This is a genomic window from Enterobacter bugandensis (genome assembly GCF_900324475.1).
Lineage (GTDB): Bacteria > Pseudomonadota > Gammaproteobacteria > Enterobacterales > Enterobacteriaceae > Enterobacter > Enterobacter bugandensis.
The window spans coordinates 3,102,851-3,122,139 of the sequence record NZ_LT992502.1 but is presented as its reverse complement, the minus strand read 5'-3'; the positions used below and the strand labels follow the sequence as shown (position 1 = coordinate 3,122,139).

Here is a 19,289-nt window from a genome sequence, read left to right as displayed (position 1 = left end):
ATGATACTAGTTTAGTCAGCTAACACAGCGGAAAAATGGAGGAAATATGGAAGACTGTCAGGAATGGTCTGAGTGTGGCGATCGTTTTAGCCGGGTAAGGCGAAGCCGCCACCCGGCACAACCGCATTAGTTAAACATCACCTGCGCCCAGCGCGCCAGCCCTGCGGTAACGGAGCCAAAGTCATCCCCACCGGCAATCGGAATGCCCGGCAGTTGTTCCGCCAGCGCTTTCTTGATCAACGGCGAACGGGCGCTACCGCCGGTCAGGTAGATCACATCCGGCTTCTCTTTGCCGTTCTCCAGCGCCAGCTGGACCTGCTCCAGAATGCGCTGCAGCGGCTGAGCAAGCGCCGTTTCCAGCCCCTCCTGTGAAATCGCCGTGGCCAGATCCTCGCTGATAAACGGCAAGGAGACCGCATGTTCAGGACGGTCGGAAAGGGCGATTTTGCACTCCTCCGCAGTTCGCACCACGCGGTAGCTCAGGCGCTGACGCCACACTTTATACAGCAGGGCGACCTTCTCGGCATCCTGCGCGTCGCGCACCAGATCGTTGAGGAAGCGCCCGTTCGCGGTGCTGTAAAAATCACTCTGCGCCGGAACGTCGTTGATGGCAATCGCGTTCCACCACGGCAGGATCGGCAGGGCAATGCCTTTCTCCGTTTGCCCGCCCATGCCCAGCAGCGGCATCAGGCTCTTAAAGGCCAGGGCGATATCCAGATCGTTGCCGCCTACGCGGCAGCCGCTGTGCCCGAGCAGGCTGTTTTCGCGGTCACGACGGTGATGCCACTGCGGTCCCATCAGCAGCAGCGAGCAGTCCGTTGTACCGCCCCCGATGTCGACGACCAGCACGCGCTTCTCTTCCGTCAGCGTGGCTTCAAAATCCAGCCCCGCCGCAACCGGCTCGTACTGAAACACCACGTCGCGGAATCCCGCCCGGTGCGCCGCACGTTCAAGGATCCCCTGCGCCTGCTGGTTGGCTTCGTCACCGCCCAGCCCCTGGAAGTTGATCGGGCGGCCAATCACCGCCTGGGTGATAGTATCCGGCACCTGCGACTGCGCCTGATTGCGGATATGCAGCATCATGGCGCACACCAGATCTTCAAACATCGCCACCTGCTGCGGCTTCAGGCCGCTCGCGCCGAGGAAGGACTTTGGCGATTTAACGAAGTAGACCTCTTCCGGGTCTTCAATGTAATGCCCGAGCGAGGAGAGGCCAAACTGCACGCTTGAAGGGGTAACGTCGATGTCTTCCTCGCGGTTAAAGCTGACCGCCCGACGCAGCAGCGCCTGGGTCTCCGCCGCGGTAGCCGGAACCTGATGGTGGCGGAACAGCCACTCGCTCACCGCTTCGCGCGTCGGCGCGCAGAGCATTGATGGCAGCAGCGTGCTCTCTTTTTCCATTTTCAGAAGCTGCGGTTGGCCGTTTTGCATGATCGCAACCGAGCAGTTTGCCGTACCGTAGTCAAATCCAATAAACACGATTAATCCCCATGCCGGTGAGAAGGGGCGAGACTTTAACGAAATGTCTGCATCGCGACAACAGGAATATGAAAGCAAGGCAAAACAAGGTCTTTCCGTTTATGCTGATAAAAATAAAAAAGGAGCAGCGATGTATACCCTGACGTGGCAACCCCCTTACGACTGGCAGTGGATGTTTGGCTTTCTCGGCGCGCGTGCGGTGACGGGCATTGAAACCGTCACGAGCGACTACTACGAGCGCAGCTTTGCCTGCGACGGCCATCAGGGGATATTTCGCGTGACGCCGGATATCGCTACCCACACGCTGATTGTGACGCTCAGCCCGGGGTTGGTTCCGGTTGCGCAGACGTGTCTTGAACGCATCGCGCGCCTGTTCGATCTCGCCTGTAACCCGCAGCACATCGCGGATACGCTGGGGGATCTCGGCGCTGCCCGCCCCGGCTTGCGTCTGCCGGGGGCGATGGATGCGTACGAGCAGGGCGTACGGGCCATTCTCGGGCAGTTGGTCAGCGTGGCGATGGCGGCGAAGCTGGCTTCCCGCGTTGTCGCCCTGTGCGGTGAGCCGGTGAAGGATGCACCGGGTTATGTCTGCTTTCCCTCCCCGCAAGCGCTGGCCGCTGCCGATCCGCTGGCGCTCAAGGCGCTCGGGATGCCGGTAAAACGCGCGGAGGCGCTGATTCATCTGGCGCAGTCGGTTGTTGACGGGACGTTTCCGTTGACGCCGCCCGAGGACGTTGAGGCGAGCATGAAGGCGCTACAGCAGCGGCCGGGCATCGGGCGCTGGACGGCAAATTACCTGGCCCTGAGAGGCTGGCAGGCGAAAGATGTGTTCCTGCCGGATGATTATCTGATTAAGCAACGCTTCGCCGGGATGACTCCCGCGCAGATCCGTCGTTACGCCGAGCGCTGGCAGCCGTGGCGCTCCTACGCGCTGCTGCACATCTGGTATACCGACGGCTGGACGCCGTCAGTTGATGGCGAAATAACTGGTGTTGAGCAGTAGATCCAGCGGCTGCGGCTCGGCGATGGTGTCGCCATAGATAAAATCAATGCCGATGCCGGAAAGCGTATCCATCATGATGGGCTGGTTGCAGGGGCCCGCGATGGTTTTCATCCCCAGACGCTGGGCGTGGCCCTGAACGATGGTCACCATCATCTCATCCATCAGATTACCATACACGTTGCTCACCACCTCGGCGTCCAGCATCAGATAATCGGCCATGTTCGGGCTCAGGTGGCTGAAGACGTTCATGTCGCGCCTTATCTGGCTGAAGATCACCCGGCAGCCCGCCTGGCGAAGCTTTTGCAGCCCTCGCTGCAGATTCTCATCCGGATTACACACCACGTCGCTCGCGATAACCAGATGCAGCAGACGGCCCGGCATGGGGCTGTTATCGAGCAGGTCGAGGAGTTCATCGACCAGCGTTACGCTGGCTAAACCGGCGGCAGAAAGCGGCAGTGCTACCCCCATCCCTTTACGGGCGACCTGTGCGGCATAGGTGCGGAAAAACTCACCAAAGATACGTCTGTCGAGGGCGTGCAGCAGTTCGGGCTCCGCCAGACCAGAACGGAAGGCGTGCTCCTCCTGGACTTCACCCTGGCTGGTCCACAGGCGTAGCGAAATCAGCCAGAAGTTACAGCTTTCCGGTATGCGCGGGGAGGCGACGCTGCGGGCTATCATCATCAGATGATTGTCTTTGATCATATGCCACTGTTCGTCCAGCGACATCATGCTGCGCGCGCTCCGATCCCGCTCCTGCTGCGGTTCGTACACCGTCACGATGCCGCGACCGCTGTTTTTCGAGGCATAACAGGCAATATCCGCCTGCGACATCACTTCTGACGCCTGGTTATTATGCTCATCAATCAGCGTGATCCCTGCGCTGGCGCCAATCCGGTGCAGGCGACCTTCCCACATAAAGTGATAGTCATTGATGGTATGGATCAAACGACCGGTGATATAGCGCGCGCTCTCAATATTGCAGTCCGGCAGCAGCAGCCCAAACTCGTCACCGCCCAGGCGCGCCAGCACGTCGCTGGAGCGAAGCATGGTTAGCATCATGGAAGAGAGTTCCCGCAGCAGGGCATCTCCCGCCGCATGGCCTGCGCTATCATTGACGGCTTTGAAGCGGTCCAGATCGATAAAGACCAGCGCATGACGCTGACGCGTCTCGCGAACGGTTTGCAGAAGCCGTTTGAGATGGTTTTCGAAGCTGACCCGATTTGCCAGGTGGGTGAGGGCATCGTGCGACGCGCTGTAGCTTAGCTGACGCAGCATTTTGCGCGACTCGGTGACGTCCTGAATAACGATCACCGAGCCAATACTGTGCCCATCAAGGGTACTGAGTGGCGTAATGCTGTAGTGGATATCAAACGATCCGCCGGTGCGGCAGTTCAGCACTACATCCTGGTCGATATCGGAGCGTGACATATCGCCGCTGTGAATATTCTCCATCAGCTGGCCCCGTTCCCCAAAGGTGATGTGTAACACCTTCAGGATCGGCTGGCCGATGGCCTCGGTCTGCAGCCAGCCGCTCATCTTCTCGGCGACCGGGTTCATAAAGGTGACGTTCATGTCGATATCGGTACAGAGCACCGCTTCGCCGATGGAGTCGAGCGTGATGTGCAGACGCTCTTTTTCCTGAAACAGCGCTTCGTTAAGCTCCTTCACCTCGGTCATGTCCATATTGATGCCGAGCAAACGTTCGACTTCACCCTCTTTATTCAGCACCCGGTTTGCCAGGGATCGTATATGGCGCACGCCTTCCTTCACGCGGATACGGAATTCAAGCTTAAACGGCAGACGAGAAACCAGTGAATCCCGCAGCACCTGCTCCGCATGGGCGCGATCCTCCGGCAATATTCTTTCGTGCCAGAGCTGCCAGGTGGGCTTAATGTGCGGCGGAATTTCATACAGCTCAAACATCCGCTTATCCCAGCTGATGATGTCTGGCTCCAGATCCCACTCCCAGATGCCGATGCCGCCCGCTTCGTTGGCCAGCGTAATGCGCTCCATCAGCCGTTTATTGACCCACTCGGTCTGCTTCAGATCGTTAATGTCTTCAATCTGGGCGATGAAATAGAGCGGCGAGCCATCGGCATGGCGCACGACGGAGACGGCCAGAAGCGCCCAGACGACCTCTCCGTTGCGCGTGTAATAGCGCTTTTCAAGGGTGTAGGTGTTGATCTCGCCGTTGACCAGCTGCTCCAGCTGTTCCAGGTCGGTATGCAAATCTTCCGGCCAGGTGAGCTGCTGGAAGGTGAGCGACTGTAGCTCGGTCTGGCTGTAACCGAGGAAATTGCACAGCGCCTTGTTGGCCTGAAGCCACTGGCCCTCCATGCTGACTAACGCCATACCGATAGCGGAATACTCCATCGCATTACGAAAGCGCTCTTCGCTCTCGGTGATGTGTTTGCGTTCGGCACGGAAAGCATACATCACCATGGTCATCACGTTAGCGGGGAGGAGGAGCATCAGGAACGGCAGCCACGGCGCGTTCATCATCGGCCCGGCATGTTGGGTGGTCAGCGCCGAAGGGTTATGGGCAATCATCAGTGAAACGACCATCACGGTAACCAGAAACACCATGAACGCTTCCATCCGCGGCAAGCGTACGGCGCTCCACATCAGCAGGACAATCACGCAGGTAAAGGGCCACGGCAGCCAGGTGATGGATGCCCAGCTGAGGGCCAGCGTTACGGCCATGGTAACCAGGGTTTCCAGCAGCAATCTCGGGTCACGGTGGCGGAGCAGGTAATGGGATTTAAACAGCAGCCCCAGCGGCACCAGCGCCAGCGCGCCAATGGATTCAGATAGCACCCAGACGATGAAATTACGCAGCGGTTCAGGGCCGGGGATCAGAAGCGTCATCAGAATACCGCCCACCAGCGGCGGCACCAGCGCGCTGCCTATTGCCAGGCGGATCCAGTCGTTTAAATTTTGCAGCGGGTTGTACCACGGAAGCAGCTTGCGCAGTAACACGGCACCGATGAGGGCCTCAATAACGTTTATTGCGGTGTAGGTGGGGGTTATCGACGCCCAGGAGAACAGCATCCACGAGGCCAGAATATTGCCAAATGAACAGGCCAGGGCTATCCCGGGCCACATTTTTCCTGCATGGCGGTAAAACGCCACCATCATAATGGCGGTAGGAAACCAGAGTGGCGCCAGCAGGGTACCGAAGCGGGTAAGCTCCAGCGAAAATAAGGTAAAGATAAAGGTGACCAGGCCCAGACAGACAAGTCGTAATAAAGGATGTGGGGTGGTAACCAAAACCCGCTGGTATTGTTTATTCATTACCGCTTTATCCAGAGACGCCATGCCGTCAGGAGAGAAGTACGCACGAGTGAATTTGATAATTTGGTTTATGCTAGTACAAACAATTTACAATTCATATGGCGACTGCTCATAATTTGACATCATAGACTTATTAAATAGTTACTCGCTAAAAAATTCCTGTTAAACGCTGAAAAAACGGTCATTAAAATTTCTCTCAGGGATCAATGCGCCACTTTTCAGCCTGTCTCGCAGAACCTGCGCATTCGACTGGTATCACGCCCGCGAAATCCCTATAATTGCCGCGTTTGACGCTCCGGCGTCGTCCTTCCTTAACATCCAGGTTATTCAGGTCGCTAAATTTATGACTGATAAGTCTCATCAGTGCGTCATTATAGGCATCGCCGGCGCATCGGCTTCAGGTAAAAGTCTAATTGCCAGTACGCTTTATCGCGAACTGCGTGAACAGGTAGGTGATGAGCATATCGGCGTCATTCCCGAAGACAGCTACTACAAAGATCAATCCCATCTGTCGATGGAAGAACGTGTAAAAACCAACTACGACCACCCGAATGCGATGGATCACAGTTTACTGTTCCAGCATTTAGAAGCGCTTAAGAGCGGCCAGGCGATCGAACTGCCCGTTTACAGTTACGTAGAACACACCCGTACCCAGGAAACGATCCGCATCGAGCCGAAGAAGGTCATTATTCTTGAAGGCATCCTGCTCCTGACCGATGCCCGCCTGCGTGAATCCATGAACTTCTCCATCTTCGTCGATACCCCGCTGGATATCTGCCTGATGCGCCGCATCAAGCGTGACGTTAACGAGCGCGGCCGTTCGATGGACTCCGTCATGGCGCAATACCAGAAAACGGTCCGTCCGATGTTCCTGCAGTTTATTGAACCATCCAAACAATACGCCGATATCATCGTGCCTCGCGGGGGCAAAAACCGCATTGCTATTGATATCTTAAAAGCGAAAATCAGCCAGTTTTTTGAATAAGCCGCGCGAATTGTGTACCGTTCAGAGATAACCTGGTTTTACCCTGAGCGTTCAACGGCTCAGGGTACGATGCATGAAAGGAGAAAGAACCATGCGTCTTTGCGATCGTGATATTGAAGCCTGGCTGGATGAAGGCCGCTTGTCTATTACCCCACGTCCCCCCGTGGAGCGCATCAATGGGGTGACCGTTGATGTACGGTTGGGGAATAAATTCCGCACCTTTAGCGGCCATACTGCGCCGTTCATCGACCTCAGCGGGCCGAAGGATGAAGTCAGCGCCGCGCTCGATCGCGTCATGAGTGATGAAATCATCATTGACGAAGGTGAAGCTTTTTATCTGCACCCGGGTGAACTGGCGCTGGCGGTGACGTATGAATCCGTGACCCTGCCTGCGGATCTCGTCGGCTGGCTTGATGGCCGTTCTTCTCTGGCCCGCCTGGGGTTGATGGTTCACGTGACCGCGCACCGTATCGACCCAGGCTGGTCCGGCCGTATCGTGCTGGAGTTCTTCAACGCCGGTAAACTGCCGCTGGCGCTGCGCCCCGGAATGATGATCGGTGCGTTAAGCTTTGAACCTCTCACAGGCCCGGCAGACAGGCCTTATAACCGCCGCCAGGACGCAAAATACCGCGACCAGCAGGGTGCGGTTGCCAGCCGTATTGATAAAGACTGATCGTTAGTCCATTGAGGATGCCATGAGAAGAGTTCTGACAACGCTGATGATTTTGCTGGTAGTGCTGGTTGCTGGCCTTTCGGCGTTGGTTCTGCTGGTTAACCCGAATGATTTCCGCGCTTACATGGTGCGGCAGGTCGAGGCACGCAGTGGTTACCAACTGAAGCTTGACGGGCCGCTGCGCTGGCATGTCTGGCCGCAGCTCAGCATTCTCTCTGGCCGCATGTCGTTAACCGCGCCGGGCGCGGCACAGCCGCTGGTCTCTGCGGACAACATGCGTCTCGATGTGGCGCTGATCCCGCTCATCTCCCATCAGCTGCAGGTTAATCAGGTGATGCTGAAGGGCGCGGTCATTCAGCTTACCCCGCAGACCGAAGCCGTGCGCGACGCGAATGCGCCGGTTGCGCCGCGCGAGAATACCTTACCGGATGAACCGTCCGATACGGGCTGGTCCTTTGATATAGGCAAACTGAAAGTGGCCGATAGCGTGCTGGTGTTCCAGCATGAGGATCAGGAGCAGGTCACCGTTCGCAACATCAACCTGCAGATGGAACAGGATGAACACCATCTTGCGTCGCTGGAATTTAGCGGACGGGTAAACCGCGACCAGCGCGATCTGTCCCTCTCGTTGAATGCAAACGTGAATGCGTCGGACTATCCGCATCAGCTGACGGCCGACATCCAGCAGCTTAGCTGGCAGCTGACGGGAGCGGATCTCCCGACCCAGGGGATCGCCGGGCAGGGGACGCTGCAGGCCGTATGGCGCGAAGAGCAAAAACAGCTGGCGCTGGATAACCTTAACCTGCAGGCCAACGACAGCAGCCTGAAAGGGCAGGCGAGCGTCACGCTCGACGATAAGCCGAAGTGGGTGCTGAACCTGCAGTTTGACAAGCTCAACCTGGAGAACATCCTGCCACCGGTGCCAGCAAGCGCAACGGACAGCGATGCCGTGCAGACGGGGCAAAGCCAGTCACCGGTGTCGCGTCCGGTTATCTCATCCAACCTTGAACAGCCTGACTATAACGTGCTGCGCGGCTTCACGGCGGATATTCTGCTGAAAGCCAACAGCGTGCGCTGGCGCGGTATTGATTTTACCGACGTGAGCGGCCAGATGTTCAACCACAACGGGTTGCTGGTAATTTCAGAACTGAGCGGCAAAATGGGGGTGGGTCACCTGTCACTTCCGGGTACGCTGGACGTGCGTAAGGACGTTGCCAGCGCTGAATTCCAGCCGCGTCTCGACAACGTTGAGATTGGCAGCATCCTCAAAGCCTTTAACTATCCGATATCCCTGACGGGTCAGCTGACGCTGGCGGGCGATTTCTCAGGCACCAAAATTGATGCCAACGCCTTCCGCCGTGAGTGGCAGGGCGAGGCGCATGTTGACCTGAAAGATTCGCGAATGGAAGGGCTCAACTTCCAGCAGCTGGTTCAGCAGGCGGTGGAGCGCAGCAGCGATGTTAAAGCCCAGGAAAACTACGACAGCGCAACTCGCCTCGACAGCTTCACCACTGACCTGACGCTGGATAACGGGGTGCTGACGCTGGCCGGGATGCAGGGAACTTCATCTATGCTGTCGTTAACCGGAGAAGGCTCGCTGGATCTCGTCAAAGAGACGGCGGACACGCGCTTTAATGTCCGGGTGCTGTCCGGCTGGCAGGGCGAAAGCAAGCTGATTGACTTCCTCAAAGAGACGCCGGTTCCGCTTAGCGTATACGGCAAATGGCAGGCGCTGAACTACAGCCTTCAGGTAGATCAGATCCTGCGTAAGCATCTGCAGGATGAAGCGAAGCGTCGGCTCAACAGCTGGGCGGATCGTAATAAAGATTCCCAGAACGGCAAGGATGTAAAGAAGCTTCTGGATAAGCTTTGACGGCGGTGCGGCCTGATGCCCTCACCCAGACCCTCTCCCACGGGAGAGGGAGCAAACACTAAAACGGCAACGGGGTTGCCGTTTTGGTTTACCTAGACCTCAAAATCCAGCTCTTCCTCATCCCGCAGTGGAATAAGCTGCACTTTCTGCACGCGATGGTTTTCAATCTGCAGGGTTTTAAGCAGATAGTCGCCCACCTGAACCTCTTCTCCCGGCTGCGGGATGCGCTGCAAATACTCCATCAGCAGACCGGCAATGGTGTGGTATTCCCGTTTTTCATCCAGCGGTAGCGGCACGTACTGCACAAGGTCTTCCAGCGGCATGTGGCCGTTGGCCGTCCACGAGCCGTCTGCGTTTTTCTGAATGTCGTGGCGGGCATCAATCTCATCCACCTCGTTTGGCAGATTACCGGCGATGGTTTCCATTACGTCGCTGAGCGTGACCAGCCCTTCCACCGAACCAAATTCATCCACCACAAACGCGAAGTGGGTGCGCGCGTTGCGGAACTGCTCCAGCGCGGAGAGCAGCGGAAGCGCTTCTGGGAAAACCAGCGGCTGGCGTACCAGCGCGCGCAGGTTGAGCGGCTCGCCGTGCAGCTGCTGCTGGAGCAGGTCAATCACGTGTACCACCCCCAGCAGCTCCTCTTCCTCTTCACCGCCGGTGACCACCACGCGGGTGTGCTGGTTTTTATCCAGCAGGGCGCGGATCTGCTCTTCCGGTGCCGTGAGGTCAATATGCTCAATGTCATGCCGGGAGGTCATGATGCTGCTGACCGTGCGCTGATTCAGGTTGAGCACGCGCTCGATCATCAGCCGCTCCTGCGGGTTAAAGATTTGCCCGTCGCTGTGATCGGCCAGCAGGGCAGAGGATTCGGCGTCCAGCTCGGCATCCTCTTTCCTGCCGCTCAACAGGCGCATCACGGTGTCGGCCGTGCGCTGGCGCAGGGTCTGATTCGCGGAGAGAAACCGGCGGCGGTTAAATATCGCCAGCTGGTTGAGCGCTTCAATCATGACGGAGAAGCCAATGGCGGCGTACAGGTAGCCTTTCGGAATGTGGAAGCCGAAACCGTCGGCAACCAGGCTAAAGCCAATCATCAGCAGGAAGCTGAGACAGAGGATCACGATTGTCGGGTGGCTGTTCACAAAGCGGGTCAGTGCTTTGCTTGCCATCACCATCAGCGTGATGGCGATGATTACCGCGGCCATCATGACGGCGAGATGGTCCACCATCCCGACGGCGGTAATCACCGAATCCAGGGAGAAGACTGCATCGAGCACCACAATTTGCGCCACCACCGGCCAGAATCTCGCCCCGCGTCGCTGGGTCGGGTTCTCGCTGTCCTTGCCTTCGAGCCGCTCGTTAAGCTCCACCGTGGCTTTGAACAGCAGGAACAGCCCGCCGAAGAGCATGATCAGGTCGCGCGCGCTAAAGCTCAGGCCGCGAACGGAGAACAGAGGCTGAGTGAGCGTGACCATCCAGGAGATAGAGGCCAGCAGCAGTAAACGCATCACCATCGCCAGCAGCAGACCCGTCACGCGCGCGCGGTCGCGCTGGGAAGGGGGCAGTTTTTCAGCGAGGATGGCGATAAACACCAGATTATCAATACCGAGCACTAATTCGATGACGACCAGCGTCACCAGCCCGGCCCAGATTGATGGATCGGCAATCCATTCCATAGTAATAGCAATACCTTCTGTTATATGACGAATGTCACACTTCGATCATGGATAAAGCTGGGGGAAAATGCAATGTCGGGCTGAGATTTCTCTTAATACGATGCGTAAAAAAGAGAGCAGTCTCAGGTGAGTGTAAATAAGCAAAATACGTATATTTTATTATTTTGAGTGCTTTTTAGGATATATCGCAGATAATGGTTTTTACTCTCTTTTTGTCAATATAAAGAAAATCCTAAAAGGTCAAAACTTTGCTCTTAATATTAATCTTAAAAACAGATATTAGGACAGTTGTCTCCTTGCCTGCTATTAGGTTAGCTGCAACAATTCTCCCAGCATCAAATGTTAAATCTTGTTGTTGCTATTATTGTTTTGGTCTTCGGAATGGTCATTCATTATCCGTTGTGTATTTCAAGCGGCTGATATATTTCCAGAAGACCTTACTCAAGAGGGTGTCTATCCATAACACATTGTTTAGTCAGTGGATTGGTAACTGAAAGCCAAGGGCGGTAGCGTGCCTGGAAGCGTGTGAATCAGCCTCGATTATTCTGTCAATAGCCAATGGATGAATAAGCTTTTTTTAGGACTGATGCCAGTTATATTTCTATTTGATTAACTGCATGCTGAAACCCAATACGTCTCAGGCTTATTTAAATTGCACAGGATAATTACTCTGCCAAAGTGATAAATAATCAATGATGAAATCCAAAATGAAATTGATGCCATTATTGGTGTCTGTGACCTTGATGAGTGGTTGCACGGTCTTTCCCGGCAGCAATATGTCAACAATGGGTAAGGATGTGATCAAGCAACAGGATGCCGATTTTGATCTCGACAAAATGGTGAATGTTTATCCACTTACGCCACGTCTGGTCGAACAATTACGTCCACGTCCGAATGTTGCCCAGCCGAATATGTCTCTGGACCAGGAAATTGCCTCCTATCAGTATCGCGTGGGGCCGGGCGACGTGATCAACGTGACCGTCTGGGACCACCCTGAACTGACCACGCCAGCGGGCCAGTACCGCAGCTCAAGCGACACCGGGAACTGGGTACAGTCAGATGGCACCATGTTCTATCCGTACATTGGTAAAGTACATGTCGCCGGGAAAACGCTTGCCGAGATCCGTAGTGATATTACCGGCCGCTTAGCGCAGTACATCGCCGACCCGCAGGTGGACGTTAATATCGCCGCATTCCGCTCGCAAAAAGCCTATATCTCCGGTCAGGTGAACAAATCCGGCCAGCAGGCCATCACCAACGTTCCGCTCACCGTTCTGGACGCCATTAACGCCGCGGGCGGCTTAACCGACGGCGCCGACTGGCGCAACGTGGTGCTGACCCACAACGGCAAAGAGCAGCGCATTTCGCTGCAGGCGCTGATGCAAAACGGCGACCTGACCCAGAACCGCCTGCTCTATCCGGGCGATATTCTCTACGTACCGCGCAACGACGATCTGAAAGTCTTCGTGATGGGTGAAGTGAAGAAACAGAGCACCCTCAAAATGGACTTCAGCGGCATGACCCTGACCGAAGCGCTGGGCAATGCTGAAGGTATCGATCTGACCACCTCTAACGCGACCGGTATCTTCGTCATCCGTCCGCTGAAGGGTGAAGGCAGCGCGAAGGGCAAGATTGCCAACATCTACCAGCTGGATATGTCCGATGCGACGTCTCTGGTGATGGCGACGGAGTTCCGTCTCCAGCCATACGATGTGGTTTACGTCACCACCGCGCCGGTTGCCCGCTGGAACCGTCTGATCAACCAGTTGCTGCCAACCATCAGTGGCGTTCGCTACATGACGGATACGGCGCGCGACATTCATACCTGGTAATCCGCGATGTTTAACAAAATTCTGGTGGTATGCGTGGGGAACATTTGCCGTTCCCCCACGGCTGAACGGCTGTTGAAACAGTACCAGCCCGAGTTAACGGTCGAGTCCGCAGGGCTGGGCGCGCTGGTGGGCAAAGGTGCCGACGAGCGCGCCACGAGCGTGGCCCGCGATCACAACCTTTCTCTTGACGGGCATATCGCCCGCCAGGTCACCGGCCGCATGTGCCGGGAGTATGACCTGATTCTGGCAATGGAAAAACGCCATATTCATGCGCTATGCGATATCGCTCCGGAGATGCGCGGCAAGGTGATGCTGTTTGGTCACTGGGACAACGAACGCGAAATCCCCGATCCGTATCGCAAGAGCCATGAAGCCTTCGAGGCGGTTTACACCTTACTTGACCAGTCTGCCCAACAGTGGGCGCAGGCACTGAAAGCTCAGCAGGGATAACAATGACAGAAAAAACAAGACCTTCTGCCGCCCCGACTTCGGGCAGTGATGAAATTGATATTGGTCGCCTGGTCGGCACGGTTATCGAGGCAAAGTGGTGGGTGCTTGGCATTACCGCCGTGTTTGCCGCAGCGGCCGTCGTGTATACGCTGTTCGCCACACCTATCTACAGCGCCGACGCGCTGGTGCAGATCGAGCAGAATACCGGCAACTCGCTGGTGCAGGATATCGGCTCCGCGCTGGCGAACAAACCGCCAGCATCCGACGCTGAAATTCAGCTGATCCAGTCGCGTCTGGTGCTGGGTAAAACGGTTCACGACCTCGGACTCGACATCTCCGTCACCAAAAATACGTTCCCGATCTTCGGTGCCGGCTGGGACCGTCTGATGGGGCGCAGCAATGACACCGTAAAGGTCACTGACTTTGTGCTGCCTAAAGGGGCGGGGGATCAAACCTTTACCCTGACGGTGCTGGGCCCGAAACAGTATCAGCTGACCAGCGATGCGGGCTTTAGCGCACGCGGCGAAGTGGGGCAGATGCTGAACAAAGACGGCGTTAGCATGATGGTTAGCGCGATCCACGCCCAGGAGGGCGGTGAATTCACCGTCACCAAATTCTCCACGCTGGGAATGATCAACAATCTGCAGAACAACCTGACCGTCACCGAAAACGGTAAGGACACCGGCGTGCTGAGCATGACCTTTACCGGTGAAGATAAGGATCAAATTCGCGACATCCTGAACAGCATTACCCGCAACTACCTTGAGCAGAACGTCGAGCGCAAGTCGGCGGAAGCGGCGAAAAGCCTGGCGTTCCTCGCTAAACAGCTCCCGGAAGTGCGTGCCCGTCTGGATGATGCCGAGAACAAGCTGAATGCCTACCGTCAGGATAAAGACTCCGTCGACCTGCCGCTGGAGGCGAAATCGGTTCTCGACTCGATGGTAAATATTGATGCGCAGCTCAACGAGCTGACCTTCAAAGAGGCAGAGATTTCCAAGCTATACACCAAACGCCACCCGGCCTACCGCACGCTGCTGGAGAAGCGCCGCACTCTCGAAGAAGAGAAGGCGAAGCTGAACGACCGCGTGACCGCGATGCCGAAAACGCAGCAGGAGATTGTGCGCCTGACCCGCGACGTGGAGTCCGGACAGCAGGTTTACATGCAGCTGCTGAACAAACAGCAGGAGCTGAAAATCACCGAGGCCAGCACCGTGGGCGACGTGCGCATCGTCGACCCGGCCATTACCCAGCCTGGCGTGCTGAAGCCGAAGAAAGCGCTGATTATTCTCGGCAGCATTATTCTTGGCCTGATGCTCTCTATCGTTGGCGTCCTGCTGCGCTCGCTGTTCAACCGCGGTATCGAAAGCCCGCAGGTGCTGGAAGAGAGTGGTATCAACGTCTATGCCAGCATTCCGCTGTCTGAGTGGCAAAAATCCCGTGACAGCGTCAAGACCATCAAGGGCGTTAAGCGTTACAAACAGAGCCAGCTGCTGGCCGTGGGTAACCCAACCGACCTGGCGATTGAAGCGATCCGCAGCCTGCGTACCAGTCTGCACTTCGCCATGATGCAGGCTAAAAACAACGTCCTGATGTTAACCGGCGTCAGCCCGTCTATCGGTAAGACTTTTGTCTGTGCCAACCTGGCGGCCGTGGTGAGCCAGACCAACAAGCGCGTTCTGCTGATCGACTGCGATATGCGTAAGGGTTATACCCACGAACTGCTGGGCACCAACAATGTGAACGGTCTGTCGGAAATCCTGCTGGGTCAGGGAGAGATTAGCCAGAGCGCCAAGCCGACCTCGATTCCGAGATTCGACCTGATCCCGCGTGGTCAGGTACCGCCGAACCCGTCTGAACTGCTGATGAGCGAACGCTTCACCCAGCTGATTGAGTGGGCGAGCAAAAACTATGACCTGGTGCTGATCGATACGCCGCCAATTCTGGCCGTGACCGATGCCGCCGTGGTTGGCCGTCATGCGGGTACCACGCTGATGGTGGCGCGCTATGCGGTGAACACCCTGAAGGAAGTGGAAACCAGCCTGAGCCGCTTCGAGCAGAACGGCATTGAGGTGAAAGGGGTCATCCTGAACTCCATCTTCCGTCGTGCGACCGGGTACCAGGATTACGGTTATTACGAGTACGAATACAAGTCTGACAGCAAATAACAAAACACCCCCCCTCACCCTAACCCTCTCCCCTGAGGGGAGAGGGAACTGTCCGGTGCCGCCTTTCACCCTCTCCCCTCAGGGGAGAGGGCCGGGGTGAGGGGTAGGAGGAAAAGATGACCACACAACGCCCTTTAGTTTCTATCTATATGCCGACATGGAACCGTCAGCAGCTGGCGATCCGCGCTATTAAGTCGGTCTTACGTCAGGATTACGATAACTGGGAACTGATCATCGTGGATGACTGTTCTTCCTCGTATGAACAGCTGCAAAAATTTGTCACCGAACTTAACGATCCGCGCGTGATGTATACCCATAACCCGATTAACTCCGGGGCGTGCGCGGTGCGTAATCAGGCGATTATGCAGGCCAAAGGGCAGTATCTGACCGGCATCGACGATGACGACGAATGGACGCCGAACCGCCTGTCCGTCTTCCTTTCGCATAAAGAGCAGCTGGTCACGCACGCTTTTCTGTATGCCAACGACTATGTCTGCCAGGGCGAGGTTTACTCGCAGCCCGCGAGCCTGCCGCTGTACCCGAAATCACCGTACTCCCGTCGCCTGTTCTACAAGCGCAACATTATCGGTAATCAGGTCTTTACCTGGGCGTGGCGCTTTAAGGAGTGCCTGTTCGATACCGAACTGAAGGCCGCGCAGGATTACGACATCTTCTTGCGGATGGTGGTGGAGTACGGCGAGCCGTGGAAAGTGGAAGAGGCCACGCAGATCCTGCACATCAACCACGGGGAGATGCAGATCACCTCCTCACCGAAGAAGTTTTCAGGCTACTTCCATTTTTATCGCAAGCACAAGGACAAGTTTGACCGTGCCAGCCGTAAGTATCAGCTCTTTACCCTGTATCAGATCCGCAATAAGCGCATGAACTGGCGCACCCTGCTGACGCTGCTGTCGGTGCGTAACGGCAAGCGTCTGGCTGACGGGCTTCGGGGGAAATAATGTTTCTGGAAGATTGCCGCGCAAACAGCTGGAGCCTGCGCCCGTGCTGCATGGTTCTGGCGTACCGCATCGCGCACTTTTGCTCGGTGTGGCGCAAAAAAAACGTACTGAACAATATCTGGGCGGCACCGATTCTGGTGCTGTACCGCATCATCACCGAATGCTTTTTTGGCTATGAAATCCAGGCCGCTGCCACCATTGGCCGCCGCTTTACCATCCACCACGGCTATGCGGTGGTGATCAACAAGTTCGTGGTTGCGGGCGATGATTTCACCATTCGCCACGGGGTGACGATCGGTAACCGCGGGCCGGACAGCCTGGCCTGCCCGGTGATCGGCAATAACGTCGAGCTGGGGGCGAACGTGGTGATGATTGGCGACATTACGATTGGTAACAACGTGACGATCGGGGCGGGTAGCGTGGTGCTGGACAGCATTCCGGATAACGCGCTGGTGGTGGGTGAGAAAGCCCGCGTGAAGGTGATTAAATGAACATTCTGCAATTTAACGTACGCCTCGCAGAAGGCGGAGCGGCAGGCGTGGCGCTGGATCTGCACCAGCGTGCCCTGCAAAAGGACTCAGTCCCGGTTTATTACGGCTACGGCAAAGGCGGCAAGAAAAGCGTCAGCCATGATAACTTCCCGCAGGTGCACAAGCACACGCCGCGTCTGACCTCTGTTGCCAACATTGCGCTGTTCCGCCTGTTTAACCGCGATCTGTTTGGCAACCTGAACAGTCTTTATCGCACCGTGACCCGCACTACCGGCCCGGTTGTGCTGCATTTTCACGTGCTGCACAGCTACTGGCTGAATCTGGAAGAGGTGGTGGCGTTTTGTCAGAAGGTGCAGGCCCACAAGCCCGACACCCGCTTCGTCTGGACGCTGCACGATCACTGGAGCGTGACCGGACGCTGCGCGTTTACCGACGGCTGCGAAGGCTGGAAAGATAGCTGCCAGAAATGCCCGACGTTGAGCAACTATCCGCCGGTGAAAGTGGATCGCGCGCATCAGTTGGTAGACGGAAAGCGTCAGTTGTTCCGCGACATGCTTTCGCTCGGCTGCACGTTTATCTCCCCGAGCCAGCACGTGGCCGACGCCTTCAACAGCCTGTATGGGGCAGGGCGCTGTCAGATTATCAACAACGGTATCGACGTGGCGACGGAAGCCATCCTGGCCGAGCTGACGCCGGTGGCGGAAACCGCGGGCAAACCGAAAATTGCCATCGTTGCGCACGATCTGCGCTACGACGGCAAAACCAACCAGCAGCTGGTGCGCGACATGATGGCGCTCGGCGACAAAATTGAACTGCACACCTTCGGCAAGTTTTCCCCGTTCGAAGGCGCTAACGTGGTGAATCACGGGTTTGAAACCGACAAGCGCAAGCTGATGAGCGCCCTGAATGGTATGGACGCACTGGTGTTCAGCTCTCGCGTTGATAATTACCCGCTGATCCTCTGCGAGGCGCTCTCCATCGGCGTGCCGGTGATTGCCACCCACAGCGATGCAGCGCGCGAAGTGCTGGAAAAATCTGGCGGAAAAACCTTCGCCGCGCACGAGGTTTTGCCTCTGGTGCAACTGCCGAAGGCGCAGATCGCCGAGGCCGTTTTTGGCACTGACCTGGAATCGTTCCGCAACCGCAGCCGCAAGGCCTACAGTGGACAACAGATGCTGGAGGAGTATGTCTCGTTCTATCAGAATCTGTAGTTATCTGCTGCTGCCGCTGATCTACCTGCTGGTCAACGTCAAAATTGCCCAGCTCGGCGAAAGCTTCCCGATAACCATCGTGACTTTTTTGCCCGTTCTGCTTCTGCTGTATGTCGATAAAATCAACCTGAAGAAGCTGATGATTGCCCTGGGGCTGGGCACGGGCCTGACGCTGTTTAACTACATCTTTGGCCAGTCGCTGGATGCCAGTAAATATGTCACTTCAACCATGCTGTTTGTTTATATCGTTATTATTATTGGCATGGTCTGGAGTATTCGCTTCAAAACTATTTCACCGCACAATTATCGGAAAATCCTCAGGTTCTTTTATATTGCCGTTGCGTTAATTGTTGTGCTTGCCGCACTGGAAATGGCGCAGATTATTTTGACCGGTGGCAGCAGCCTGATGGAGATAATTTCGAAATATCTCATTTACAGTAACAGCTATGTACTGAACTTCATTAAGTTTGGTGGGAAGCGTACAACGGCGCTCTATTTTGAACCGGCGTTTTTCGCTCTGGCGTTAATCTCAATTTGGCTCAGCATCAAACAGTTTGGTATCAAAACGCCTAAGACCGATGCTATGATTCTTGCAGGAATCGTTCTGTCTGGATCGTTCTCAGGGGTAATGACATTTATCCTGTTTTACCTGCTGGAGTGGGCGTTCCAGTACCTGAACAAAGATGCGATTAAGAAAAAACTGCCGCTGGCGATAATCTCTCTGACGGTATTTTTAGTAGGCGTCATATTCGCGTTTCCGTACATTTCAGAACGTCTGGGTGATTTGGGAACGGAAGGGTCATCGTCCTATTATCGCATCATTGGTCCGCTGGTGATGGTGGGTTATTCCTTAACCCATATCGATGGTGTAGTAAGATTCGGCTCACTTTACGAATATGTTGCATCATTCGGAATCTTTAACGGTGCGGATGTCGGTAAAACCATAGACAATGGTCTGTATCTGTTAATTATTTATTTTTCATGGTTCGCCGTACTGTTGACGCTGTGGTATCTGTTTAAAGTTTTCAAAATGATGATCAACGCGTTTGGTGATAACCAGAACTTTCGCGTGCAGCTTTATCTTTTTACGCCGGTGTCGCTGTTTTTTACCGGGTCAATATTTAGCCCGGAATATGCTTTCTTGATTGTCTGTCCGTTTATTTTGCGTAAGGCGCTTAATATTACGAACGTATGACGA

14 protein-coding genes are annotated in these 19,289 nt (G+C 55.7%); 11 read left to right on the top strand and 3 right to left on the bottom strand.

Going from position 1 to position 19,289, the window contains the following annotated elements; all coding sequences use genetic code 11:
• Positions 1-126 precede the first annotated feature (126 nt).
• Positions 127-1,479, bottom strand: a complete 1,353-nt coding sequence (gene yegD / locus DG357_RS15165) for a molecular chaperone (RefSeq protein WP_088204816.1) — start codon at positions 1,477-1,479, stop codon at positions 127-129.
• Between the two features lie 130 nt (positions 1,480-1,609).
• Between yegD and alkA the strand changes: the two genes are divergently transcribed.
• On the top strand, positions 1,610-2,482 hold the full coding sequence (gene alkA, locus DG357_RS15160) for a DNA-3-methyladenine glycosylase 2 (protein WP_088204817.1): 873 nt from the start codon (positions 1,610-1,612) through the stop codon (positions 2,480-2,482).
• On the opposite strand, the gene DG357_RS15155 is transcribed toward alkA, so the two are convergent.
• Complete coding sequence (locus tag DG357_RS15155; protein WP_088204818.1) at positions 2,447-5,776, bottom strand: diguanylate cyclase; 3,330 nt, start codon at positions 5,774-5,776, stop codon at positions 2,447-2,449. The two genes, alkA and DG357_RS15155, sit on opposite strands and share 36 nt — an antisense overlap.
• 343 nt (positions 5,777-6,119) lie before the next feature.
• Here DG357_RS15155 and udk point away from each other — a divergent pair, with 343 nt between their 5' ends.
• From udk to asmA, 3 genes are all read left to right on the top strand, one after another.
• Positions 6,120-6,761: a uridine kinase gene (udk, locus tag DG357_RS15150; RefSeq protein WP_008500855.1), complete on the top strand. Its 642-nt coding sequence runs from the start codon at positions 6,120-6,122 to the stop codon at positions 6,759-6,761.
• A gap of 91 nt (positions 6,762-6,852) precedes the next feature.
• A complete protein-coding gene (dcd, locus tag DG357_RS15145) occupies positions 6,853-7,434 on the top strand; it encodes a dCTP deaminase (protein WP_028013805.1) in 582 nt (193 codons plus the stop codon).
• 22 nt (positions 7,435-7,456) lie between these two features.
• Positions 7,457-9,307: an outer membrane assembly protein AsmA gene (gene asmA / locus DG357_RS15140; RefSeq protein ID WP_045260421.1), complete on the top strand. Its 1,851-nt coding sequence runs from the start codon at positions 7,457-7,459 to the stop codon at positions 9,305-9,307.
• Positions 9,308-9,399: 92 nt separating this feature from the next.
• Here the strand turns inward: asmA and DG357_RS15135 are convergent, their stop codons facing one another.
• Positions 9,400-10,983 (bottom strand): TerC family protein, encoded by a 1,584-nt coding sequence (locus tag DG357_RS15135; protein ID WP_047363153.1) that lies wholly within the window; start codon positions 10,981-10,983, stop codon positions 9,400-9,402.
• 692 nt (positions 10,984-11,675) lie between these two features.
• Here DG357_RS15135 and DG357_RS15130 point away from each other — a divergent pair.
• The 7 genes from DG357_RS15130 to wcaD all read left to right on the top strand — a co-directional run bounded on the left by DG357_RS15130 (position 11,676) and on the right by wcaD (position 19,286).
• Positions 11,676-12,815, top strand: a complete 1,140-nt coding sequence (locus DG357_RS15130; protein ID WP_014170829.1) for a polysaccharide export protein — start codon at positions 11,676-11,678, stop codon at positions 12,813-12,815.
• Positions 12,816-12,821: 6 nt separating this feature from the next.
• Positions 12,822-13,265, top strand: a complete 444-nt coding sequence (gene wzb / locus DG357_RS15125; protein WP_045629833.1) for a low molecular weight protein-tyrosine-phosphatase Wzb — start codon at positions 12,822-12,824, stop codon at positions 13,263-13,265.
• Positions 13,266-13,267: 2 nt separating this feature from the next.
• Complete coding sequence (gene wzc, locus DG357_RS15120; RefSeq protein WP_041909110.1) at positions 13,268-15,430, top strand: tyrosine-protein kinase Wzc; 2,163 nt, start codon at positions 13,268-13,270, stop codon at positions 15,428-15,430.
• Positions 15,431-15,546: 116 nt separating this feature from the next.
• Positions 15,547-16,389, top strand: a complete 843-nt coding sequence (wcaA, locus tag DG357_RS15115; RefSeq protein WP_028013800.1) for a colanic acid biosynthesis glycosyltransferase WcaA — start codon at positions 15,547-15,549, stop codon at positions 16,387-16,389.
• Entirely contained in the window at positions 16,389-16,880 is a 492-nt protein-coding gene (gene wcaB / locus DG357_RS15110; protein WP_045260418.1) for a colanic acid biosynthesis acetyltransferase WcaB, read from the top strand. The genes wcaA and wcaB overlap by 1 nt, the downstream gene beginning before the upstream one ends.
• Positions 16,877-18,091 (top strand): colanic acid biosynthesis glycosyltransferase WcaC, encoded by a 1,215-nt coding sequence (gene wcaC, locus DG357_RS15105; RefSeq protein WP_108780338.1) that lies wholly within the window; start codon positions 16,877-16,879, stop codon positions 18,089-18,091. The genes wcaB and wcaC overlap by 4 nt, the downstream gene beginning before the upstream one ends.
• Positions 18,066-19,286 (top strand): colanic acid polymerase WcaD, encoded by a 1,221-nt coding sequence (wcaD, locus tag DG357_RS15100; RefSeq protein WP_028013797.1) that lies wholly within the window; start codon positions 18,066-18,068, stop codon positions 19,284-19,286. The genes wcaC and wcaD overlap by 26 nt, the downstream gene beginning before the upstream one ends.
• Positions 19,287-19,289 lie beyond the last annotated feature (3 nt).

Coding starts and splice junctions, on each gene's coding strand:
- dcd (WP_028013805.1), top strand. CDS start 6,853: ATGCGTCTTTGCGATCGTGATATTGAAGCCTGGCTGGATGAAGGCCGC.
- udk (WP_008500855.1), top strand. CDS start 6,120: ATGACTGATAAGTCTCATCAGTGCGTCATTATAGGCATCGCCGGCGCA.
- DG357_RS15155 (WP_088204818.1), bottom strand. CDS start 5,776: ATGAATAAACAATACCAGCGGGTTTTGGTTACCACCCCACATCCTTTA.
- wcaC (WP_108780338.1), top strand. CDS start 16,877: ATGAACATTCTGCAATTTAACGTACGCCTCGCAGAAGGCGGAGCGGCA.
- DG357_RS15135 (WP_047363153.1), bottom strand. CDS start 10,983: ATGGAATGGATTGCCGATCCATCAATCTGGGCCGGGCTGGTGACGCTG.
- wzc (WP_041909110.1), top strand. CDS start 13,268: ATGACAGAAAAAACAAGACCTTCTGCCGCCCCGACTTCGGGCAGTGAT.
- wzb (WP_045629833.1), top strand. CDS start 12,822: ATGTTTAACAAAATTCTGGTGGTATGCGTGGGGAACATTTGCCGTTCC.
- wcaD (WP_028013797.1), top strand. CDS start 18,066: ATGTCTCGTTCTATCAGAATCTGTAGTTATCTGCTGCTGCCGCTGATC.
- asmA (WP_045260421.1), top strand. CDS start 7,457: ATGAGAAGAGTTCTGACAACGCTGATGATTTTGCTGGTAGTGCTGGTT.
- alkA (WP_088204817.1), top strand. CDS start 1,610: ATGTATACCCTGACGTGGCAACCCCCTTACGACTGGCAGTGGATGTTT.
- DG357_RS15130 (WP_014170829.1), top strand. CDS start 11,676: ATGATGAAATCCAAAATGAAATTGATGCCATTATTGGTGTCTGTGACC.
- wcaA (WP_028013800.1), top strand. CDS start 15,547: ATGACCACACAACGCCCTTTAGTTTCTATCTATATGCCGACATGGAAC.
- wcaB (WP_045260418.1), top strand. CDS start 16,389: ATGTTTCTGGAAGATTGCCGCGCAAACAGCTGGAGCCTGCGCCCGTGC.